This window comes from Paenibacillus nasutitermitis, assembly GCF_014641075.1.
In the GTDB taxonomy this organism is placed as follows: Bacteria; Bacillota; Bacilli; order Paenibacillales; family Paenibacillaceae; genus Paenibacillus_Z; species Paenibacillus_Z nasutitermitis.
Window position 1 is genome coordinate 13021 of the sequence record NZ_BMHP01000007.1, and the last position, 18253, is coordinate 31273.

The window sequence follows — 18253 nt, forward strand, 5'->3', positions numbered from 1 at the left end:
TGCCGTAGCCCGGCGGCAGCCGTTTCTTCTGCCTGCTGATGCCCTTCCCGTTAGAAAGGAAGGGCTAACGCGGGTGCGGTTAAGCTTCAGTAGAAAGAGGTGAGAGAGCTTTATGGCCATCTGGCTACGTAAAAGGCCTTACATGCTGTTTATTATACCCGGATTTATCCTGTATTCCCTGTTTGTTGTATATCCGATCTTCTCCGCCATTCAGCTGAGCTTGAATCATTGGGACGGCATTGGCGAGAAAACCTTTGTCGGCTTTGACAATTACCGTGAACTATTTACTAACGCCAACTTGCTGGAGCAATGGACAAACGCATTGACCAACAGCTTGACCATTTTCGCGCTCAATGTGTTTATCCTGATGCCGGTCCAACTATATATGGCTTATACGATTTATCTGAAGGTGAAAGGCCATCAGTTCTTTCAGTCGATGATTTTCTCTCCGCAGTTTATCTCAACACCCGTTATTGTCTTTATGGGAGCGCTCCTTCTGGACGGCAATATCGGCGTGGTGAACAAGGTGCTGGAATGGGTCGGTCTGGGCGACCATACGAAGCCGTGGATGGGCATTCCGGAATACGGCATCTATATCGTCTGGATAATGGCGGCCTGGTCTGGCGTCGGCGTAGGGATGGTGTTCTTCCTTGGCGCGATGAAGATGATTCAGGAGGAAATGCTCGAGGCGGCTTATCTGGACGGTGCCGGAAGCTGGAAACGATTCCTGTATATTATCCTTCCCCAGCTCAAAACGACGATTATGAATATGCTGATTCTGACGTATATCTATTCGATGACCGTGTTTGATTTCAGCTTTATTCTCGGCGGGGTCTCGGGGGGCATCGACCGCAGCGTGGATGTCATGGCCCTGTTCTTCTACCGCATATCGTTTGGCGACAACAGCGCCGTGGGCGGCACCTTGAACACGAATGCGATGGGAATGGGCACGACGATCGCCTGTGTCATGTTCGCAATGGTGTTTATTGTGGCTCTCGTACAAATTATGCTTACTTACCGGCAGACGGAGGACTACTAAAATGGACCACCAACGCAAACCCATCACGGTTTCTTCCTTGATTCTATGGCTCTACTCGCTGTTTGCTTTGTTTGTTCTGGCTTATATGACGTACCAGTCACTTCGGCCCAAGTCGGAGATTCTGTCCAAAACCTTCGGGCTGCCGGATACCTTATCCTTCGGCACGTATGCGCGTTTGTTCAGCGAAGGGCATTTTCATATTTATTTTATGAACAGCGTCATTATTGTTTGTATCTCGCTGCTGATCGTGGTCATGCTTTCTTCGATGGTCGCTTACGGCATCGGACGGTTCCAGTTCCGCTTCAAGAAAGGGCTGCTGATTTATTTTCTGCTTGGTATGATGTTTCCCGTACAGCTGGGGATCGTGCCGATCTTTATCATCATCCGCAGCATGGGGCTGCTGGACACGCATGCGGCGATCATTCTGATTCTATCGGCGGGACTGTCCATGGCGGTGTTTCTGCTGACGGTGTTCTTCCAGCGGCTGCCCAAGGAAATCTATGAATCGGCCAAGGTGGACGGAGCAGGGGAATGGACGACTTTCATGCGTGTCATGTTCCCGCTGGCGAGTCCCGTTGTATTCAGTATTTGCATTATCATGTCCGTCCAAATCTGGAATCAGTTTTTTGTTCCGCTGATCTTTCTGCAATCCGAAGCGAACAAAACCATTCCGCTGATGATTATGAAATATACGACTAACCTGCTCTATACGGTCGATCTGGCCTTGGGCGCTTCCGTTATATCCACTGTGCCGATTCTGATTGCGTTCTTCTTCTTCTCCAAACGGATTATGGACGGCGTAGCGGCGGGCGGTGTGAAAGGATGAGCAGTTCCTCTATGGCAGCAGCAGCAAAACAATGGTCGGCGGATTGGATCTGGGCGGCAGGCGACCGCACACCTGTGAATGCGCAAATGTGTTTCCGGAAGTCCTTCGAGCTGGAGGAGGATTCGGGCTGGACAAAGGCGATGCTTGCAGTTACCGCCGACAGCAGATACCAGGTTTACCTGAACGGGACCGAGCTTGGAACAGGGCCGGTCCGTTCCATGCCGCATGCCTGGTATTACGATGAATACGATGTCCGACATCTGCTCCGTGCAGGGAAAAATAACATCGCCGTGCGGGTTGCCCACTTCGGGCATTCCAATTATCAATATATCGAGCATGAAGCGGGCCTGCTCGTCCAGCTTGAGCTGCTGGGCGGAGCGGTGGAGCGTGTTATTGCTTCGGACGAATCCTGGTCCTGCTCCATCCATCCCGGTTATAAGCGGCAGACGGTGAAGCGCAATGTAAACCTCGGCTGGATGGAGGCTTATGATGCTTCCGCCGCCTGGCAGGGAGATTGGACGAAGCCGGAGTTTGCCGAGGAAAGCTGGACTCAGGCGGTCAAAATTGCTGCTGGCGGCAGCGGACCCTGGGGAGAGCTTCGTCCCCGCGACATCCTTCCGATGCAGAATACCTTTGTGGAGCCGCAGCGGATCGTGTCCAAGCAGGCTGTCCGTCCGGAGGGGATGGTGCTTTCCCTCAATCTGCGGGAGGCGCTGTATCCGGGACGACGGGATGCGAATGCAAATATATTCAGCGCTTATCTGGCCGTTGAACTCATCGTCCAAGAGGAAATGGAAGGGGTGATTTCCTTTCCCCATCCTTCCTGGAATGGCGTGTACGGCAATTTCGCCATCGGGGGACAGGCTTATTCCGTTCATCCGGACAGCCGGACGGTGGAGGTATCCCTGCTGCCGGGCCGGCAGTTGTTTCTGATGCGCCTATTCGGCATCCATGACGATCTGTTCGTGCATTTGGAGTTTCGTTTCCCCGGCGAGCTTGCCTTCGGGCACCCATTCCCGGATAAAGTGGCCCCTGATCAGGCGCAGCAGGTTTCGCCTTTTGTCGTGTTCGGGCCTTTCGAGACGATCGTTCCCGCCGCGGACGGCATCCGTCCGGTTTACGGGGGACTGGAAGGGGATTCGGGACTGGACGCCAATCTGCCGGAAATGCTGGCGATTGGCGTATGCACTTCGGCCGAAGCGTTGGCGCAATACGCGGAGAAGGCGATCCAAGTCCCGGCGGAATATGTATACCGCGATGAGCATATTTATTCCCTGATGCGCAACAAGAAAGTGCTTCAGCGATATCCGGTGCTTCGCGGGGATGAAGTCCTGCTGCATGCCACTCCCGATGCGGCTCAACTTGAGAGACCGGATACGGGAGACATGGAGATCATCGTGGATTTCGGCACCATCCATGCCGGTTTTCTGGAATTCGAGCTGGAAGCGCAGGCGGGAACGGTTATTGACTGGTACGGGTTTGAAAGCATGCCCGGCGGCGTAATCGAGTTTACGGAAGGTCTGAACAACTCCGTGCGGTACATCTGCCGCGAAGGCCGGCAAAGCTACCGCAGCATAAACCGCATGGGCTTCCGGTATTTGATGATGACGGTGCGGGGCCAGAAGCAGCCCATATCGGTCTATGGCATCCGGATGGTCAAGAACGCCTATCCCGTCAGTGGAGCGGGGCAATTCCGCTGTTCAGACGACCAGCTGACGGAAATCTGGCGCATCTCGCGGCACACGCATCATTTGTGCATGGAGGATACGTTCGTCGACTGTCCGACATTCGAGCAAGTTTATTGGCTGGGCGATGCCAATACCAGCATGCTGATTAATTACCAGCTGTTCGGCAGCTATGAGCTTGTGCGCCACTGCCTGGAGCTGGCGGCGGATTCGGCGGCCCAGAGCAAGCTGATCCCGGCGCTGATGCCGACGGATTGGCAGGCTTCGATTCCGTTCTGGACGTTTAACTGGATCATTGCCGTCCAGCAGTATACCGAACATACCGGAGACACATCATTAGCCGCCAAGCTATATCCGTCCATTAAACAAACGGTGGCGGTGTATGAATCTTTCATAAATGAAGAGGGGCTGTTTGATATCAGCTCCTGGAACCTGCTCGACTGGGCGGAGCTCGATATTAGCAACAAGGGTGTCGTCACTGCGCAGCAGGGTCTGCTGGCGTACTGCTTCCAGCTGGCTTGCAGGCTGGCGGAACATGCCGATGCGGCGGAGGATGGTCTTCATTATGAGGCCGTACGCTCGCGTCTTCTTGCGGCAATGAATCGCCATCTCTGGGATGAAGAGCGCAAGGCCTTCATTGACGGAATATCCCGGGAGACGGGACGTTCCACGACCTTCAGCATGCAGACGCATGTCCTGCTTCATACCCACAACGCGCTGTCGGAAGAGACCAGGCCATGGGTGGAGCGGCAGCTGCTGTCGCCGCCGGAGCATTGGGTCAAAATCGGCTCTCCGTTCATGTCCTTCTATCTGTTCCAGGTCTACAGCGAGCTAGGGCAGACGCAGCGGATTCTGGATACGATGCGCAAGGAATGGGGCATGATGCTGCGCCACGGCTCCACCACCTGCTGGGAAACGTTCCCCGGCTTCTACAAAACGCGGCTCACCCGCAGCTATGCCCAAGGCTGGTCGGCGGCTCCCGCTTATGCGGCGGCTAAATATGTGCTCGGCTTGCAGCTGATGGAGCCTGCCTACCGTACAATCGCCGTCGTTCCTCCGCAGGAGACGGATTTGACCTGGGCGGAAGGCAGCGTGCCGACCCCTGCAGGTCTGATTGAAATCGCGTGGACCCGGGAAGCAGGGAGCCGCCGGTTGACCATTCAGGTTCCTGCCGGAGTCAAAGTAAATCTGGAGGCACTGGATCCCGCATGGGATGCAGAGGTGACGGTGCGGCAGGGATGAAGCCTTTCGGATGCTGCTCATTCATGTATCCACATAAAAAATAAGGCAGATTGCTGCAAAGCACGCACCACATATAAGCCGAGCGCGGATAAACAACCGCGTCCGGCTTTTTGTGTGCGGAAATGTATACGGATAATGGAAGCTGATTTTTTCTTTTTGCATTCCGGAGGAGAAAATCAGTCAGTCCCTTGACATTCTTTTTAAATATGTCATAATGATAATATCGAATTGAAGATATGGAAGGGGGACGAGGACCTTTTATGAAAGAAAATGAATTTAACTACGAAGTGGGTAACTACCGGACACCGGATGGGGCACCTACAGATATTGTTATATTCACCATTGTAACCACGGAACGAAGCAGTCTCAAGAAATCTTTGCCAAAGCGGGATTTGCAGGTGCTGCTGATTGAGCGCAAAGTGTGGCCGTTCGAAGGGGCTTGGGCACTTCCGGGAGGTTTTACGCTCGATACGGAAACCGTATATGATTGTGCCCGGCGCGAGCTGAAGGAAGAAACCGGCGTGGATGATGTGCATATTGAATATTTCAACGTATACAGCGAGCCGGGACGCGATCCCCGCGGCTGGATCATCTCCCACGCTTTCCTGGCGCTTGTGAATGAGCAGCTGCTGCTCAAGCGGAGAGCATCGGTTGATGCCGCCGATGTGCAATTGTTTCCGGTCGAGGAAGCCTTGAAGATGAACCTGGCTTTCGACCACCGCGTCATTCTGGAGGACGCGCTGCGTATCATCCGCGACAAAATGCTGACCACAACGATAGCCAGAGAGTTCCTGCCGGAGGAGTTTACGATCAGTGAGCTTTACCAGGTCATTCAGACCGTAGTGCCGGAATTCGCCGAGCAGAACTTTACCCGCAAGATTACCTCGACCCAGAGCCGTCAAGGCATCATTGAAGAAGTCACAGACGAGGATGGCCGGCCCAAACAGTCGAATCTGTATTCCCAGCGGGCTGCTCAACTGTACCGGTTCAGGGAGCTTGCGCCGCGGCTGTCGATATATGGTTAGTTTGAACACTATGAAGCAAAGGGCGTGATCAAGATGATTCTGTTAAACGGCGTGGAACTGGAATTCCAGACCTTTCCCAACGGTGAGACACTTGTGAATGGAGAGGCTATTGGCAGCAATATGAAGGACTTCAACACCATCTCTTTCAAATATGAGAATGACAGCGATCTTATCAAGCTGATGTTTGTGAAAAATGTGCTGGATGAGCGCAGCAAGCCCGCTTCGCTCCTCATCTATTACATGCCTTACAGCCGCATGGACCGGGTGGAGGGGCTGTCTGTATTCACCCTGAAAGTTGCCGCCAATCTGATCAACTCGCTGCAATTTCATGACGTTACGGTCATCGAGCCGCATTCGGATGTGACCTTGGCGCTGCTTAACCGGAGTACCGCCACCTATCCGACCATTGAACTGCTGGAGCGGGTAACGAAGGAGGTTGGCTTCGACCGGGAGCAGGATTATCTGTTCTTCCCGGATGCGGGCGCCCAGAAGCGCTACAGCAAGGTGAAAGGCTATAAGCAGCTGGTTGGCTTCAAGTCCAGGGATTTTCAGACGGGACAGATTCAAAGTCTGGATATCGTTGGTAAGATCCCTGAGAAGCCGTTCAAGGCCATTATTGTAGACGATTTGTGCTCCTACGGCGGAACGTTCATCAGAAGCGCGGAGAAGCTGAGAGAGATTGGCGCGTCCGCTGTTTATCTGCTTGTCGGCCACTGCGAGAATTCCATTCATCAGGGTAAGATCCTCACGACCGATCTGATCGACCGGGTATTCACCACCGATACGATCCTTGATCAGACCGGCCATGACAAAATTACACGATATGAAATCGGAGGTTTTTAATATGACACAGCCATTCATTTATCCTGCTACGCTGCTTTGCGATTTCTATAAAGTCAGCCACAAAAACCAATATCCCAAAGGGACGGAGCTGGTCTATTCCACCTGGACCGCACGCACCAGCCGTCTGGAGACGATTGACCGGGTTGTGGCCTTTGGCTTTCAAGCTTTTATCAAGGAATATCTGATCCACTATTTCGATGAGCATTTTTTTGGCAGAAGCAAAGAAGAAGTGGTCCAGGAATATAAACGGGTGCTCCATTTCGCGCTGGGCACGCAGGACCCCGATGCCTCGCATATTGAAGAATTGCATGATTTGGGCTATTTGCCCATCAAGATTAAAGCCATTAAGGAAGGGACGCTGGTACCGGTCAAGGTGCCGATGCTGACGATCGAGAATACGAAGCCGACGTTCTTCTGGCTGACGAATTATTTGGAAACGCTGATGTCCTGCCAGCTGTGGATGCCGACAACCAGCGCGACGCTTGCTTTTGAATACCGTAAAATACTGGAGCATTTCGCGAAGGAAACGAATGGGGATACATCCGGCGTCCCTTTCCAGGGACATGATTTCTCGATGCGCGGCATGGGCTCGCTGGAAGCTGCCAAAGGCAGCGGCGCGGGGCATCTGATTTCGTTCACAGGCACGGACACGATCCCGTCGATTCTGTTCCTGGAGGATTATTACCGTGCCAATCTGGAGAAGGAGCTGGTCGGCACCTCGATTCCGGCGACCGAGCACAGCGTCATGTGCGCGCATGGCACGGACGAGATGGCTTCCTACCGTTACCTGATCAAAGAGGTGTACCCGAGCGGGTTTGTATCCATTGTGTCGGACACCTGGGATTTATGGAGCGTGCTGGATGTGGTCATCCGCGGACTGAAGGAGGATATTCTCAGCCGGGACGGCCGTGTAGTGATCCGTCCGGACAGCGGGGACCCGGTGAAGATCATCTGCGGCGACCCGGATTCCACGCATGAGTTCGAGCGCAAGGGCGTGATCGAAATCCTCTGGGACATTTTCGGCGGGACGACGACAGAGAAAGGCTTCAAGCAGCTCGACAGCCATATTGGAGCCATTTATGGCGATGCCATTACAATCGCGCGCTGCCGGGAAATTTGCGAGAAGCTGGCGGCCAAGGGTTTTGCTTCGACGAATATGGTATTTGGCATCGGATCCTATACGTACCAATATAATACCCGTGACACCTTCGGTTTTGCGCTGAAATCGACCTTCACGATCGTAAACGGCGAAGAGCGGAAGATCTACAAGGACCCCAAGACCGACAGCGGAGTCAAGAAATCGCAGACGGGGCTTGTGCTTGTGGAAGAGAAGGACGGCGTGCTGACCTATACCGATAATCTGAGCATGGCCGAGTATACGGCGAAGCAGGCGGATGATGAGCTGGCGGTTGTTTTCGAGGATGGGAAGCTGCTTGTGGATCAGAGCATTGCGGATATCCGCGCCAATCTGCTGGCGCATCTGTAGGAGGAAAGAGAGGCGATTCGAATGGCTATATATGTTCGCGACAACTTCTTTAGTACGGGAATAACCGAAATGATGAATGAGAAGGGAGAGAAGCTGGGAGAGCTGGATTTGAAGAGCGCTTTCGGCTCTTCTCTGGATATCTATGATGCGGGCGGAAGGCGGATGTATGGCGGCAAATTCCGCTTCTTCTCCAACAAGTGGGAGGTTACGCAGGGCCATGACAGCCTGGTCGGGGTGCTTCGGGTCAGGATGAGCTTCCTGTCCAAGCGCTTTGAGTATGAGGCGGAGGGACGGGGGACTTACGAGATCACGTCACCGGCATTTTCCAAGGAATACAGCATTCAGCGCATCGATACACAGGAGCAGGTAGCCAGCTTCGAGCGAACAAGCGGATGGCTTCATTCCGGCGCCTATTGCCTGGAGAACCATTCGGACGACCTTAATGATTACGAGCTGGCGGCAGTCGTGATGGGCGTTCAGGCAATCCGCAGAAGACAGTCGGCAAGTGCAGGCGGCTCGGCCTAGTGCCAAGCCCTGCATTTTTTTATTTTTGCTCCGGTAGGGTTATAATGTGGAAAAGAAAACAAGGAGGCTTCCCATGGATTACAAAGCGTATTTCGAGCAGCGAAGAGAAGAACATCTGAACCAGCTCAAGGAATGGATCTCCATTCCCAGCATTTCGGCATTGTCCGAGCATAAGGAAGATGTGAACAGGGCGGCAAACTGGCTGGCGGAAACGCTGAAGAAAGCAGGCTTGGAGAACGTTGAGGTTCACCAGACGCAAGGACATCCCATCGTCTATGCCGACCATCTGCATGCGCCGGGAAGGCCGACCGTTCTGGTCTATGGCCATTATGACGTACAGCCGGTGGACCCCCTTCATCTGTGGGAAACGCCGCCGTTCGAACCGCAGATCCGGGACAACAAGCTGTATGCAAGGGGAGCGACGGATGATAAAGGCCAGCTCTTCCTGCATCTTAAGGCCGTTGAGGCCTTGATTCAGCAGGGAACGCCGCTTCCGGTCAACATCAAGCTGTGCATTGAAGGCGAGGAGGAAGTGTCCAGCACGAATCTCCATCCCTTCATCGATACATACAAGGACAAGCTGGCTGCCGATGTTGTCGTGATTTCCGATACGGAGCTGCTTGCTCCGGGCAAACCCGCGATCAGCACCGGGCTTCGCGGACTATGCTCGCTTGACGTATCCGTGCGCACAGCCAAGTCGGATCTGCACTCCGGAACCTTCGGGGGAGGCGTTCCCAACGCGCTGCATGCGCTGGTTTCCCTGCTGGCGTCGCTCCATGATGAGAAAGGGCGCATTGCGGTGGAAGGGTTCTATGACGATGTGCCGGATCTCACGCCAGAAATGAGAGCGGAGCTTGCGCGTAAAAGCTTCGACGAGGAGCAGCAGAAGCTCACGCTTGATCTCGATGCGCTTTATGGCGAGGAAGGTTATTCCTATGTTGAACGGACCGGCGCACGGCCGACGCTGGAAATCAACGGCATGTACGGCGGTTTCCAGGGGGAAGGCACCAAGACGGTTATCCCCTGCCAGGCCCACGCCAAAATCACCTGCCGGCTCGTCGGGCAGCAGAATCCCCAGGATATTCTGGACAAAATCGAACGTCATATCCGCAGCCATACGCCGCCAGGCGCGAGGGTGACGGTTACCCAGCGGGAGAAAGGCAATCCGTTTACGATCGACCCGTCCACTCCCCTGCTGCAGAAGGCGGCCGACGCCTACGAGCGGGTATACGGCACCCGTCCCGTCTTCACCAAGGATGGCGGTTCGATTCCCATTGTCGAGGCATTGTCCCGTGTATTGTCCGTGCCGGTCGTCCTGATGGGCTTCGGGCTTCCGGATGAGAATCTCCACGCTCCCAATGAGCATTTCCATTTGGAGAATTTCGACAAAGGGCTGCTGACGATCGTGGAATTTCTGAATTCGATCTGATTGCTTCGATGCGGCGACAAAGGAGCCGCTGAAGGCGTCATTTGATCTTCCGATCGCTGTTGCAGCCAGATGATTTCTAATTAGATAAACCCTGAAAGGGGTTATCATCCGGCTGCAAAGGCGAACGCTCCGCTTCTCCAGATTCAAATGCCCCTTCCGCTTTCGTTCTCCGTGAAAAGTTGCTTATCGAGGCGACATATTGGAAGGATGACTGCCCACATTGTATCCGTTAAAGAGACTTGTCCAAGCGATATCTATAATATTTAAAATCAAGTTGCTCATTCATAATATGAACAAGCAAATTACGTACATCAATAAGCTGGAATCCACAATATTCCAAAACCTTCTGAGATGGAATGTTATCAACCTCAACCGTTCCTATTAAATAAGGAATATCAAAATACTTCTCGATCCATTCAAGAGCTGCTTTTGCAGCCTCCTTGGCATAACCATGCCCTCTTGCGAAGGGAAGTATTCCATAACCAAACTCAGGTTCATGAGGTCATCATGTTCTTGTGCAGCAACCTGCCCCACAATATCACCTGTTGCCTTTTCAAAGATTCCTAGGCATATTGCTCCGGTTACAATATCCATCATTTCATAATTTGAAAGCTGCCAGTTAAAAAATTCTTTTGCCCTTGGCTTCTGCATTTGCCATCCTCCATACTCAGGCATATCCAAAAGTTTTTTAAACTGTTCAAAATCACTTTCGTCAAATGTTCTGACAATCAATCTTTCTGTTTTGATATAAACTTTGTTTAAGCCGCTCATGAAGCAACACCTCTCTCCACATATTTTCAGTGATGCAATAACACCTGATTTGAATGTACAAGCGGGGTTATATTCGTTGATATTCAAACAATTTCGTCCATTGGAGCAGAATGCTTCCTGGAATAGTGAAACAATGATTCACGCGTCAGCGGGAGGAAACGTTCTGGAGAAACGGAAGTGTTCGCCTTTGCCCTGGGATTTCTACCACTAAAGACCTTATATGATCAAAAGAAATCTGGGAGCAAGAAGCGATCGGAAGAATGTTCCACCCGCGAGAGCGTTAGCTTGCTAAGCCTGCGAAATCCAATCAATTATCAGGTCTGAAAAAAGGTCTACATGATTCACGCGTCAGCGGGAGGAAACGTTCTGGAGAAACGGAGGTGTTCGCCTTTGCCCTGGGATTTCTACAGCTAAAGACCTTATTTGATAAAAAGAAATCTGGGAGCAAGAAACGATCGGAAGAATGTTCCACCCGCGAGAGCGTAAGAGCTTCGGTTATTCGTCGTTTGCAGCCCCCATTGTACAAATCATTCTAAGAGATCTCCCGCTTCCCCGCATTGCAGATTCTCCTTCTACGACCCGAAAGCGCCTGCCCATTCTATTCTAATGGTTTCGAGAATCAGCTGTCGATGCCCTGAAAATATCTTTAATTTGGACGCAATCCCATATAATAACGTTTAAAATTTGTTGATTGACGTATGTGGTACGATAAGAGGGCACAAAACCGAACGCGGGTTCATTCCGCGTTATTGGCCGTGCGCAGCCGGATATAAAGAAGATCAGATCATGATGGGCATGGGGGCGGTCATCCATTTTTTTAACACGATTCTTTAACAATATGAAAATTCAAAACAAGCTGTTTATGACGATCGCGCCTTTGTTTCTGATCGGAATCGTGCTTCTCACTTCTATCGCCTACCAGGTGGCAGAGCGAAGCATCGTACGCCAGGTGAGGGAATCGAAGCAGCTTATTTTACAGCAGGTTTCCGAGAAGCTGGAGGCGATCAATCAGAACATGCTGTCGGTATCGAATATTTATTTTCTGGATTCCAAAATACGTGACTGGCTTCGCAATGATGACCGTTCATCTGAATACGAAAAGTACAAATCACTTGCGGAAGTTAATGATGCGGTCAATCAAACAGGGAACTATTTTAAGCATCTGAAATATACAACCGCTTTCATCGGTTTTAACGGAATTTCCTATTCGAGCTCCGCTGACGAGCAGGGGGACTATGACTTTGCTCAGGAACTGAAGATGACCCGCGAGATCACCGACATTAACAAAATGCATTGGAGCGATACGTACCTTCATCACGGGAAATACGTTTTTTCGGCCATGCGGTATTTGCGGGATGTTTATACCGGGGAAGATCTGGGCTTATTGATTCTCGATTTTGAGGAGCGTGTGCTGTTTGACGCCTATAAAAATCTGACCGGTATTAATCTGATGATTATGAATGCCGACGGCGGTGTCCTCTCTGACCGCGACCAGGCGATGATCGGGGAAAGCTTCGGCGACGATTCTTTTTTCCGGAAGCTGCAGCCGTACGAAAAAGGCAGCTTTATGATGGAGGATGAGGGTGCGAAGTCTCTTGTTACCTTCCGCAAAGTTCCGTCAATGAACTGGTATTTGGTGGAGAGAATACCTCTTTCGATATTGTTGAAGGACATGAACAATGTGAGAGAGCTTATCTTTCTTTCGGCATTTGGCATTCTTATTGCTCTGTTTGCGCTGACTTATTATTTTTCTTACCGCATTTCCTCTCCGCTCAAAAGATTGGTCCGATCCATGCAGCAGGCTCAGAGCGGCGATTTCAAGATGCTGGTTACGGTCGACCGGAAGGACGAAATCGGCATCCTGATGAAAAAGTACAATACGATGCTCATGCGGATCGCACAGCTGCTGGTTGAAGTGCAAAACGAGAACGAATTGAAGCGGAAAGCGGAAATACAAGCGCTGCAGTCGCAAATCAATCCTCATTTTCTGTACAATACCTTAAACTCGATCCGATGGATGGCGAAAATCAACAATACCGGGATGGTCAACAAGATGATTATATCGCTCGTGCGTCTGCTCCGGCAGAGTCTCAGCCAAGGCCAGGAGTGGATTGCCTTCGACGAGGAATTGAAGTTTCTTGAAGACTATATTCTGATTCAGAAAGTCCGCTATGGAGATAAATTTGATGTCATCTTTGATATCGAGGAAGATGTGAGGGCGTGCATGACAGTAAAGCTGCTGATCCAGCCGCTGCTTGAGAATGCCATTTTCCATGGGATTGAGCCAAAAGACGGCAATGGTATGATCCGGGTGGAGGCCCGGATGCAAGGGGGGCAGATCATGGTTTCCATTGAAGACGACGGTGTGGGTATGGATCCCGACAAAGGCAGAAACGGACTAGGCATTCGCAGCGCCGAGCAGCGAATCAAACTGCATTTCGGTGAAAAATATGGACTGAAGGTAGACAGCCGGATAGGTACGGGGACACGCGTCACTCTATGGATACCGGTCATCAAGGAGAACAGATAGGAGCGATGCATCATGTTGAAGATACTTATCGTCGATGACGAGAAGCCGATTCGTCAGTGGTTTGAGCATGTCATCAGACAATATGCCGCAGAATTTCAGATTGCGGGATTAGCCGCGAACGGGAAGGAAGCGCTTGAGCTCTGTCTGTCCGCCAACCCGGACATCATTATTACGGATATCAAGATGCCTGTCATGAGCGGTTTGGAGCTGATCGAGAAGGTCATGAAGCTGAATGCGGACACCTCGTTTCTTATCCTTAGCAATTATGACGAATTTGAGTTTGTCCGCAGGGGCTTGAGAATCGGCGTCAAGGATTATCTGCTTAAAGCCGAGACGGATGATCAGGACATCATCGCGGTGCTGCGCAAGATTGCAAGCGAGCATGGAGAGCGGACGGCCGCTGGAGCATGGAAGCCGGAGACCAAACGGCAGGATGGCCCGTGGCTTCTTCGCGACGTACTGAACCAGCCGGCAGAATGGCTGCCGCCGTCTATGACGCAAGGGCCAATGCGCTGGATATATTGCGGACTGGATGCTGCGGCACACGGGGAAATCCCGCAACATGTACAGCAAATTCTGTTTGAGAAGTGTGGGAAATGGGCGGAAGAGATGTTCGTACAACATTTTCTTTTTGCGGACGAACAGGACCATATCGTCCTGTTGGCCGGTTGTTCCGCCGAACACCCGGCACCGCCCTGCATCGATCTGACCGACAAATGCCTGTCATTCAGCAAAGAGGTCAAAGAAAGCTGTCAAATGTCGGTTTCATTCGGAATCAGTGAATCATTCGGGACCTTTGCCAGGATGAAGACTGAATTTTGGGAAGCAAAGCGGGCTTACCGCCATAAATTTTATACAGGCATGAACAGCGTGAATCCTGCCGGTCCGAATACTGCAGAGAGCGCGGACAGCGCGGCGGCATTGATTGAATTTATGCGGCCGTTAAAGTCCGCGGAGCTGCTGGATCCGGACCTGATTGAACGGGTGCTGCAAAAATTGGACGAGCTGAAACACTGCCGGTTCGACCCGGCAGACGCGGCGGATGCGTTCAAATTAATGCTCGGGCGGATGGACGCGCAGCTGCCGGAAACAGCAAGGATGTTCGGCGGAGATGAATCCCGGCCAGCCTTCGAGGTGAACAAACTGTCATTCTGGGAGGAGCTGCGCGATACTGTTCTGCACCATATTCGCTCCATGCAGGTTTTGGCCTACAACCATACCTTTGTCTACAGCGCACCGACCAATCGGGTTATCGCTTATATCCGTGAGCATTATGCCGAGAAAATAACCATGACGATTTTGGCCGAACAGGTTCATTTGAACGAGAATTATTTGTCTCAGCTATTCAAGAAAGACACCGGGATGACCCTCACCCGCTTCTTGATCGGGCTCAGGATGGAGCAGGCGAAGAAACTGCTGACAACGCTCGGATACAAAGTGAACGAAGCAGCGGCTGAAGTAGGTTATGCCAGCGAGGCGCATTTCAGCACTGCATTCAAAACGCATTTTGGAGTATCCCCCTCCCAATATGTGGAATCCCTAAGAATTCCGAAATAAAACCTAAGCTGGCTGCAAGAAGATAATGAGATGGGCTGTTTTAAACGAAACAATGCCTAATCCGGCAGTATGGATCGCTTCATCTTTCTCCTTTAACATAGTGATTGGTAGCGATTTCATAACATAAGGAGAGTTAAGATGAAAAAAAGTATGGGGTGGATTCTGGCAATGGTCGTAGCGTTGTCGCTCTTGATGAGCGCTTGCTCAGGTGCGACGAACGGCGATCAAATGAACAAAGGCGAAGAAGCGGATTCGGGGGGGAAGAAGCAGAAGGTGCTTAAGTTCTGGATGAGAGGATCCGGACCGAATGAAGCGTTGACGCGGAGCATTGCCTCCGATATCGAAGCTTTCGAGAAGCTTCATCCCGATATCAAGGTTGAAACCGACTATATCCCTTATGCGGATGTGGAAGCCAAATGGAATACCGCTTTTGCGGGGGGGACAGCCCCGGATCTGTTTGAGGTTGGCATCATTAATATTGCAAGCCGTGCCAATCTGGAGCAATTTATTCCGCTGGATGATTACATCAACGGCTGGGCAGGCAAGGATGATATCATCGACAATATTTACAAGCTGGGAAGTTACAAAGGAAAAACGTACGGGATGGGATATATTCCGGCACCCAATGTATTTGCCTACCGGAAGGACTACTTTGCTGAAGCTAATCTGGACCCGGAGCGCGCACCGCAAAACTGGGAAGAATTAAAAACGTATTCAGAAAAGCTTGCGATTGTCGAGAACGGCAAGGTGGTGAGGGGAGGATTCGATGTTCCGAAGCAGAACGGCTCGTTCTGGCTGGAGATGTTCGGCCACCAGAATAACAGTGCCATCGTCGATGAAGACAAGGGGATCCCTGTGTTCAACGAGCCTGCGGCTGTTGAAGCGTTGGAGTATTTGAAGGAACTGGCGAAATTTTCAATACCGTACGACCAAAGCAAATCGGAGACAGGACCGTTTCGTATGGGCAAGTCGGCGATGACCTATATTTCGCCGGATGCGATTGGAGAAATGATCAAGAGCAATCCGGAACTGGAAGGCAAGATCGGGGTAGCCAGCAATGTGCCGGGCAAAGTTCCTTCCACCTTCAACGGGCTCAGACTATTCTCCATCTCAAACACCAGCAAGCTTAAAGACGAAGCGTGGCAATTGATTGAATTTATCTTGAGCAAGGAACGGGCGGAAAAAAGGATGGAAGATTTGATGGTGCCTGTGGTCAATAAATCGCTCGCGGACCGTTTCATCGAGATGAACCCCGAGATGAATGGTGCTATCGTGGAAGCGGTTCAGATTGGGTCGGGAAGACCGAATGTCACTTGGTCGCCGCTTTTCGAGAAATATTCGAACCAAGGGTATGAAGAAGCAATGTTCGGGGTGAAGCCCGTGGAACAAGCCCTCACGGATGCCGTCAACGATTTGAAAAAAGAAATCGGACAGTAACGAGATGAATAACGAAAACGGGCGCCCCCCGGGAGGAATCCGTTTTCGTAAATCATGCGAGGGAGAGGTATCAACATGTGGAAGAAAAACATTTTTGCAGACCGATCCGGTTATTTATTCATCCTTCCGTTTTATATCTTGTTTGCCTATTTTCTGCTGATCCCGATCATTGAAGTGATTTATTACAGCTTGACGGATTTCAATATGTTTTCCGGACTCAAGTTTATCGGATTTCGCAATTTCAGCGAGCTTTGGCATGACCAGGTGTTCTTGCGTTCCATCAGGAATACATTGGTTTATCTGCTGTTCACGCTCATCCCCACGATGGCAATCGGCTTGCTTACCGCTGTCTTGTTAAATACGAAGCTGCTTAATACCAGTTGGGCGCGAACGCTCATATTTATGCCTCATATCGTTTCCATGGTATCGGTATCCATGGTATGGATGTGGTTATACGACCCGAGCACCGGTATGTTCAACCGGATCCTGGAGGCTCTGGGAATCGATGCGCTGCAGTGGCTGATCGACCCTAAAACCGCCATGCCTTCCGTAATTTTGATGGGTATCTGGAAAGGCATCGGCTACAACATGATTATCTTCCTGGCGGGACTGCAGGGTATTTCAAGAGATTATTATGAGGCTGCGGAGGTAGACGGCGCGAACGTATTTCAGCAGTTTCTTCGTATAACGGTTCCGCTGCTTGCCCCGGCGACATTCTTCCTGTTCGTAACGGGCGTCATCAATTCGTTTAACGTATTTGAACAAATCAATATCATGACCTCGGGCGGCCCGGTCAATTCGACGACGACGATGGTACATCAAATCTATTTGCGGGCGTTTACGGAATTCAAGATGGGTTATGCTTCCGCTCAATCGGTTATTCTGCTGTGCGGGGTTCTGTTCATTACAATTTTGAACTACCGTTTCGGAGGCTCCCGTAAAAAGTATGGAGAAGATTAGGAGGAGCGGGCTGTTGAAACGGGTACTGCATCGCAAGATCATACTGTTGGTCGGAATCGCACTCATATCAGTGATCGTAGCACTGCCTTTTGTTATGATGATTCTAAGCTCTTTCAAAACGATGGCGGAAATCCAATCGCCTGTTTTTCGAATCCTTCCGGAATCGTTCTCTTTTGACAACTACTGGGAGGCGATGAGGCAGGGCAATTGGGCGCGTTACTTTTCAAATTCATTCATCATTACGGCGATTACAGTCAGCCTTGGCCTCCTGACGATGTCTTTGGCGGGTTATGCCTTTGCCAGGCTGAATTTTAAAGGACGGGATCTTCTTTTCTTCTTCTCTTTGATCGGCTTGATGATTCCGGAGCAGGTTATTCTGGTACCGGTATTTCTGAAGATCAAGGAGTTTCCATTAGTCGGAGGCAACGATTTGTGGGGGAATGGCGGAATTGGCTTCCTGAACTCCTATTGGGGTCTCATCATTCCCCAAATCGCACATCCTTTTGGTGTGTTCCTGTTCCGGCAGTTTTTTCTTCAATTCCCGAAGGCGCTGGATGAAGCGGCGAAAATTGACGGCTGCTCCCGTTTGCGGACGCTGCTTAAAATCTATGTGCCTGCAAGTCTTCCGGTGTTTGCCACATTGGCACTGCTTAAGTCCATCGGTTCATGGAATCAATATACCTGGCCATTGGTTATCAGCAATGCCGACAACATGAGAACGGTGCAATTGGCGCTGAGTATATTCAAGACGGAATACGCAGTCCAGTGGAATTACATTTTGGCGGCAACGACATTGATTGCTTTACCGGTTTTGCTGCTGTTCCTACTGCTGCAAAAGTATTATGTCCAGGGCATCGTGACGTCAGGTGTGAAAGGATAAACCAAATATAAAGGAGGA

15 protein-coding genes are annotated in these 18253 nt (G+C 51.2%); 13 read left to right on the forward strand and 2 right to left on the reverse strand.

Translation table 11 applies throughout. The annotated features are described in order from the left end of the window. The first annotated feature begins 112 nt into the window (after positions 1-112). The 8 genes from IEY46_RS29875 (at position 113) to IEY46_RS29910 (ending at position 10100) form a co-directional block, all read left to right on the forward strand. Positions 113-1039, forward strand: coding sequence for a carbohydrate ABC transporter permease (locus IEY46_RS29875; RefSeq protein WP_188998102.1), 927 nt, complete (start codon positions 113-115; stop codon positions 1037-1039). A gap of 1 nt (position 1040) precedes the next feature. After that, a complete protein-coding gene (locus IEY46_RS29880; RefSeq protein WP_188998104.1) occupies positions 1041-1865 on the forward strand; it encodes a carbohydrate ABC transporter permease in 825 nt (274 codons plus the stop codon). Further along, positions 1862-4792 carry a family 78 glycoside hydrolase catalytic domain gene (locus IEY46_RS29885; RefSeq protein WP_188998107.1) on the forward strand — a complete coding sequence of 977 codons (2931 nt, stop codon included), beginning with the start codon at positions 1862-1864 and terminating at the stop codon, positions 4790-4792. The genes IEY46_RS29880 and IEY46_RS29885 overlap by 4 nt, the downstream gene beginning before the upstream one ends. 260 nt (positions 4793-5052) lie before the next feature. Next, a complete protein-coding gene (locus IEY46_RS29890; RefSeq protein ID WP_188998109.1) occupies positions 5053-5817 on the forward strand; it encodes an NUDIX hydrolase in 765 nt (254 codons plus the stop codon). Between the two features lie 33 nt (positions 5818-5850). Then, positions 5851-6660 carry a phosphoribosyltransferase family protein gene (locus IEY46_RS29895; RefSeq protein ID WP_188998112.1) on the forward strand — a complete coding sequence of 270 codons (810 nt, stop codon included), beginning with the start codon at positions 5851-5853 and terminating at the stop codon, positions 6658-6660. 1 nt (position 6661) lies between these two features. Further along, positions 6662-8146: a nicotinate phosphoribosyltransferase gene (locus tag IEY46_RS29900; RefSeq protein ID WP_188998115.1), complete on the forward strand. Its 1485-nt coding sequence runs from the start codon at positions 6662-6664 to the stop codon at positions 8144-8146. Between the two features lie 21 nt (positions 8147-8167). Continuing rightward, positions 8168-8671 carry a hypothetical protein gene (locus IEY46_RS29905; RefSeq protein ID WP_188998118.1) on the forward strand — a complete coding sequence of 168 codons (504 nt, stop codon included), beginning with the start codon at positions 8168-8170 and terminating at the stop codon, positions 8669-8671. Positions 8672-8744: 73 nt separating this feature from the next. Then, positions 8745-10100 (forward strand): dipeptidase, encoded by a 1356-nt coding sequence (locus tag IEY46_RS29910; protein WP_188998121.1) that lies wholly within the window; start codon positions 8745-8747, stop codon positions 10098-10100. Between the two features lie 229 nt (positions 10101-10329). On the opposite strand, the gene IEY46_RS37155 is transcribed toward IEY46_RS29910, so the two are convergent. Both IEY46_RS37155 and IEY46_RS29920 read right to left on the reverse strand, forming a co-directional pair. Continuing rightward, on the reverse strand, positions 10330-10575 hold the full coding sequence (locus IEY46_RS37155; protein ID WP_188998618.1) for a GNAT family N-acetyltransferase: 246 nt from the start codon (positions 10573-10575) through the stop codon (positions 10330-10332). Further along, entirely contained in the window at positions 10482-10871 is a 390-nt protein-coding gene (locus tag IEY46_RS29920) for a GNAT family N-acetyltransferase (protein ID WP_188998124.1), read from the reverse strand. The genes IEY46_RS37155 and IEY46_RS29920 overlap by 94 nt, the downstream gene beginning before the upstream one ends. An 838-nt stretch (positions 10872-11709) precedes the next feature. Between IEY46_RS29920 and IEY46_RS29925 the strand changes: the two genes are divergently transcribed. From IEY46_RS29925 to IEY46_RS29945, 5 genes are all read left to right on the forward strand, one after another. After that, positions 11710-13401, forward strand: a complete 1692-nt coding sequence (locus IEY46_RS29925) for a cache domain-containing sensor histidine kinase (RefSeq protein ID WP_188998127.1) — start codon at positions 11710-11712, stop codon at positions 13399-13401. 12 nt (positions 13402-13413) lie between these two features. Beyond that, positions 13414-14958, forward strand: coding sequence for a response regulator transcription factor (locus IEY46_RS29930; RefSeq protein ID WP_188998130.1), 1545 nt, complete (start codon positions 13414-13416; stop codon positions 14956-14958). A 138-nt stretch (positions 14959-15096) separates the two neighbouring features. Beyond that, positions 15097-16395: an ABC transporter substrate-binding protein gene (locus IEY46_RS29935; RefSeq protein ID WP_188998133.1), complete on the forward strand. Its 1299-nt coding sequence runs from the start codon at positions 15097-15099 to the stop codon at positions 16393-16395. Between the two features lie 75 nt (positions 16396-16470). Continuing rightward, positions 16471-17355 (forward strand): carbohydrate ABC transporter permease, encoded by an 885-nt coding sequence (locus tag IEY46_RS29940; protein ID WP_188998136.1) that lies wholly within the window; start codon positions 16471-16473, stop codon positions 17353-17355. Between the two features lie 13 nt (positions 17356-17368). After that, the gene (locus IEY46_RS29945) at positions 17369-18235 is read left to right on the forward strand and encodes a carbohydrate ABC transporter permease (RefSeq protein WP_229750639.1); all 867 of its coding nucleotides are present in this window, start codon (positions 17369-17371) and stop codon (positions 18233-18235) included. Positions 18236-18253 lie beyond the last annotated feature (18 nt).

Bases quoted from the DNA above. Each gene is read 5' to 3' on its own strand.
- IEY46_RS29875 (WP_188998102.1), top strand. From the start codon at position 113: ATGGCCATCTGGCTACGTAAAAGGCCTTACATGCTGTTTATTATACCC.
- IEY46_RS29880 (WP_188998104.1), top strand. From the start codon at position 1,041: ATGGACCACCAACGCAAACCCATCACGGTTTCTTCCTTGATTCTATGG.
- IEY46_RS29885 (WP_188998107.1), top strand. From the start codon at position 1,862: ATGAGCAGTTCCTCTATGGCAGCAGCAGCAAAACAATGGTCGGCGGAT.
- IEY46_RS29890 (WP_188998109.1), top strand. From the start codon at position 5,053: ATGAAAGAAAATGAATTTAACTACGAAGTGGGTAACTACCGGACACCG.
- IEY46_RS29895 (WP_188998112.1), top strand. From the start codon at position 5,851: ATGATTCTGTTAAACGGCGTGGAACTGGAATTCCAGACCTTTCCCAAC.
- IEY46_RS29900 (WP_188998115.1), top strand. From the start codon at position 6,662: ATGACACAGCCATTCATTTATCCTGCTACGCTGCTTTGCGATTTCTAT.
- IEY46_RS29905 (WP_188998118.1), top strand. From the start codon at position 8,168: ATGGCTATATATGTTCGCGACAACTTCTTTAGTACGGGAATAACCGAA.
- IEY46_RS29910 (WP_188998121.1), top strand. From the start codon at position 8,745: ATGGATTACAAAGCGTATTTCGAGCAGCGAAGAGAAGAACATCTGAAC.
- IEY46_RS29920 (WP_188998124.1), bottom strand. From the start codon at position 10,871: ATGAGCGGCTTAAACAAAGTTTATATCAAAACAGAAAGATTGATTGTC.
- IEY46_RS29925 (WP_188998127.1), top strand. From the start codon at position 11,710: ATGAAAATTCAAAACAAGCTGTTTATGACGATCGCGCCTTTGTTTCTG.
- IEY46_RS29930 (WP_188998130.1), top strand. From the start codon at position 13,414: ATGTTGAAGATACTTATCGTCGATGACGAGAAGCCGATTCGTCAGTGG.
- IEY46_RS29935 (WP_188998133.1), top strand. From the start codon at position 15,097: ATGAAAAAAAGTATGGGGTGGATTCTGGCAATGGTCGTAGCGTTGTCG.
- IEY46_RS29940 (WP_188998136.1), top strand. From the start codon at position 16,471: ATGTGGAAGAAAAACATTTTTGCAGACCGATCCGGTTATTTATTCATC.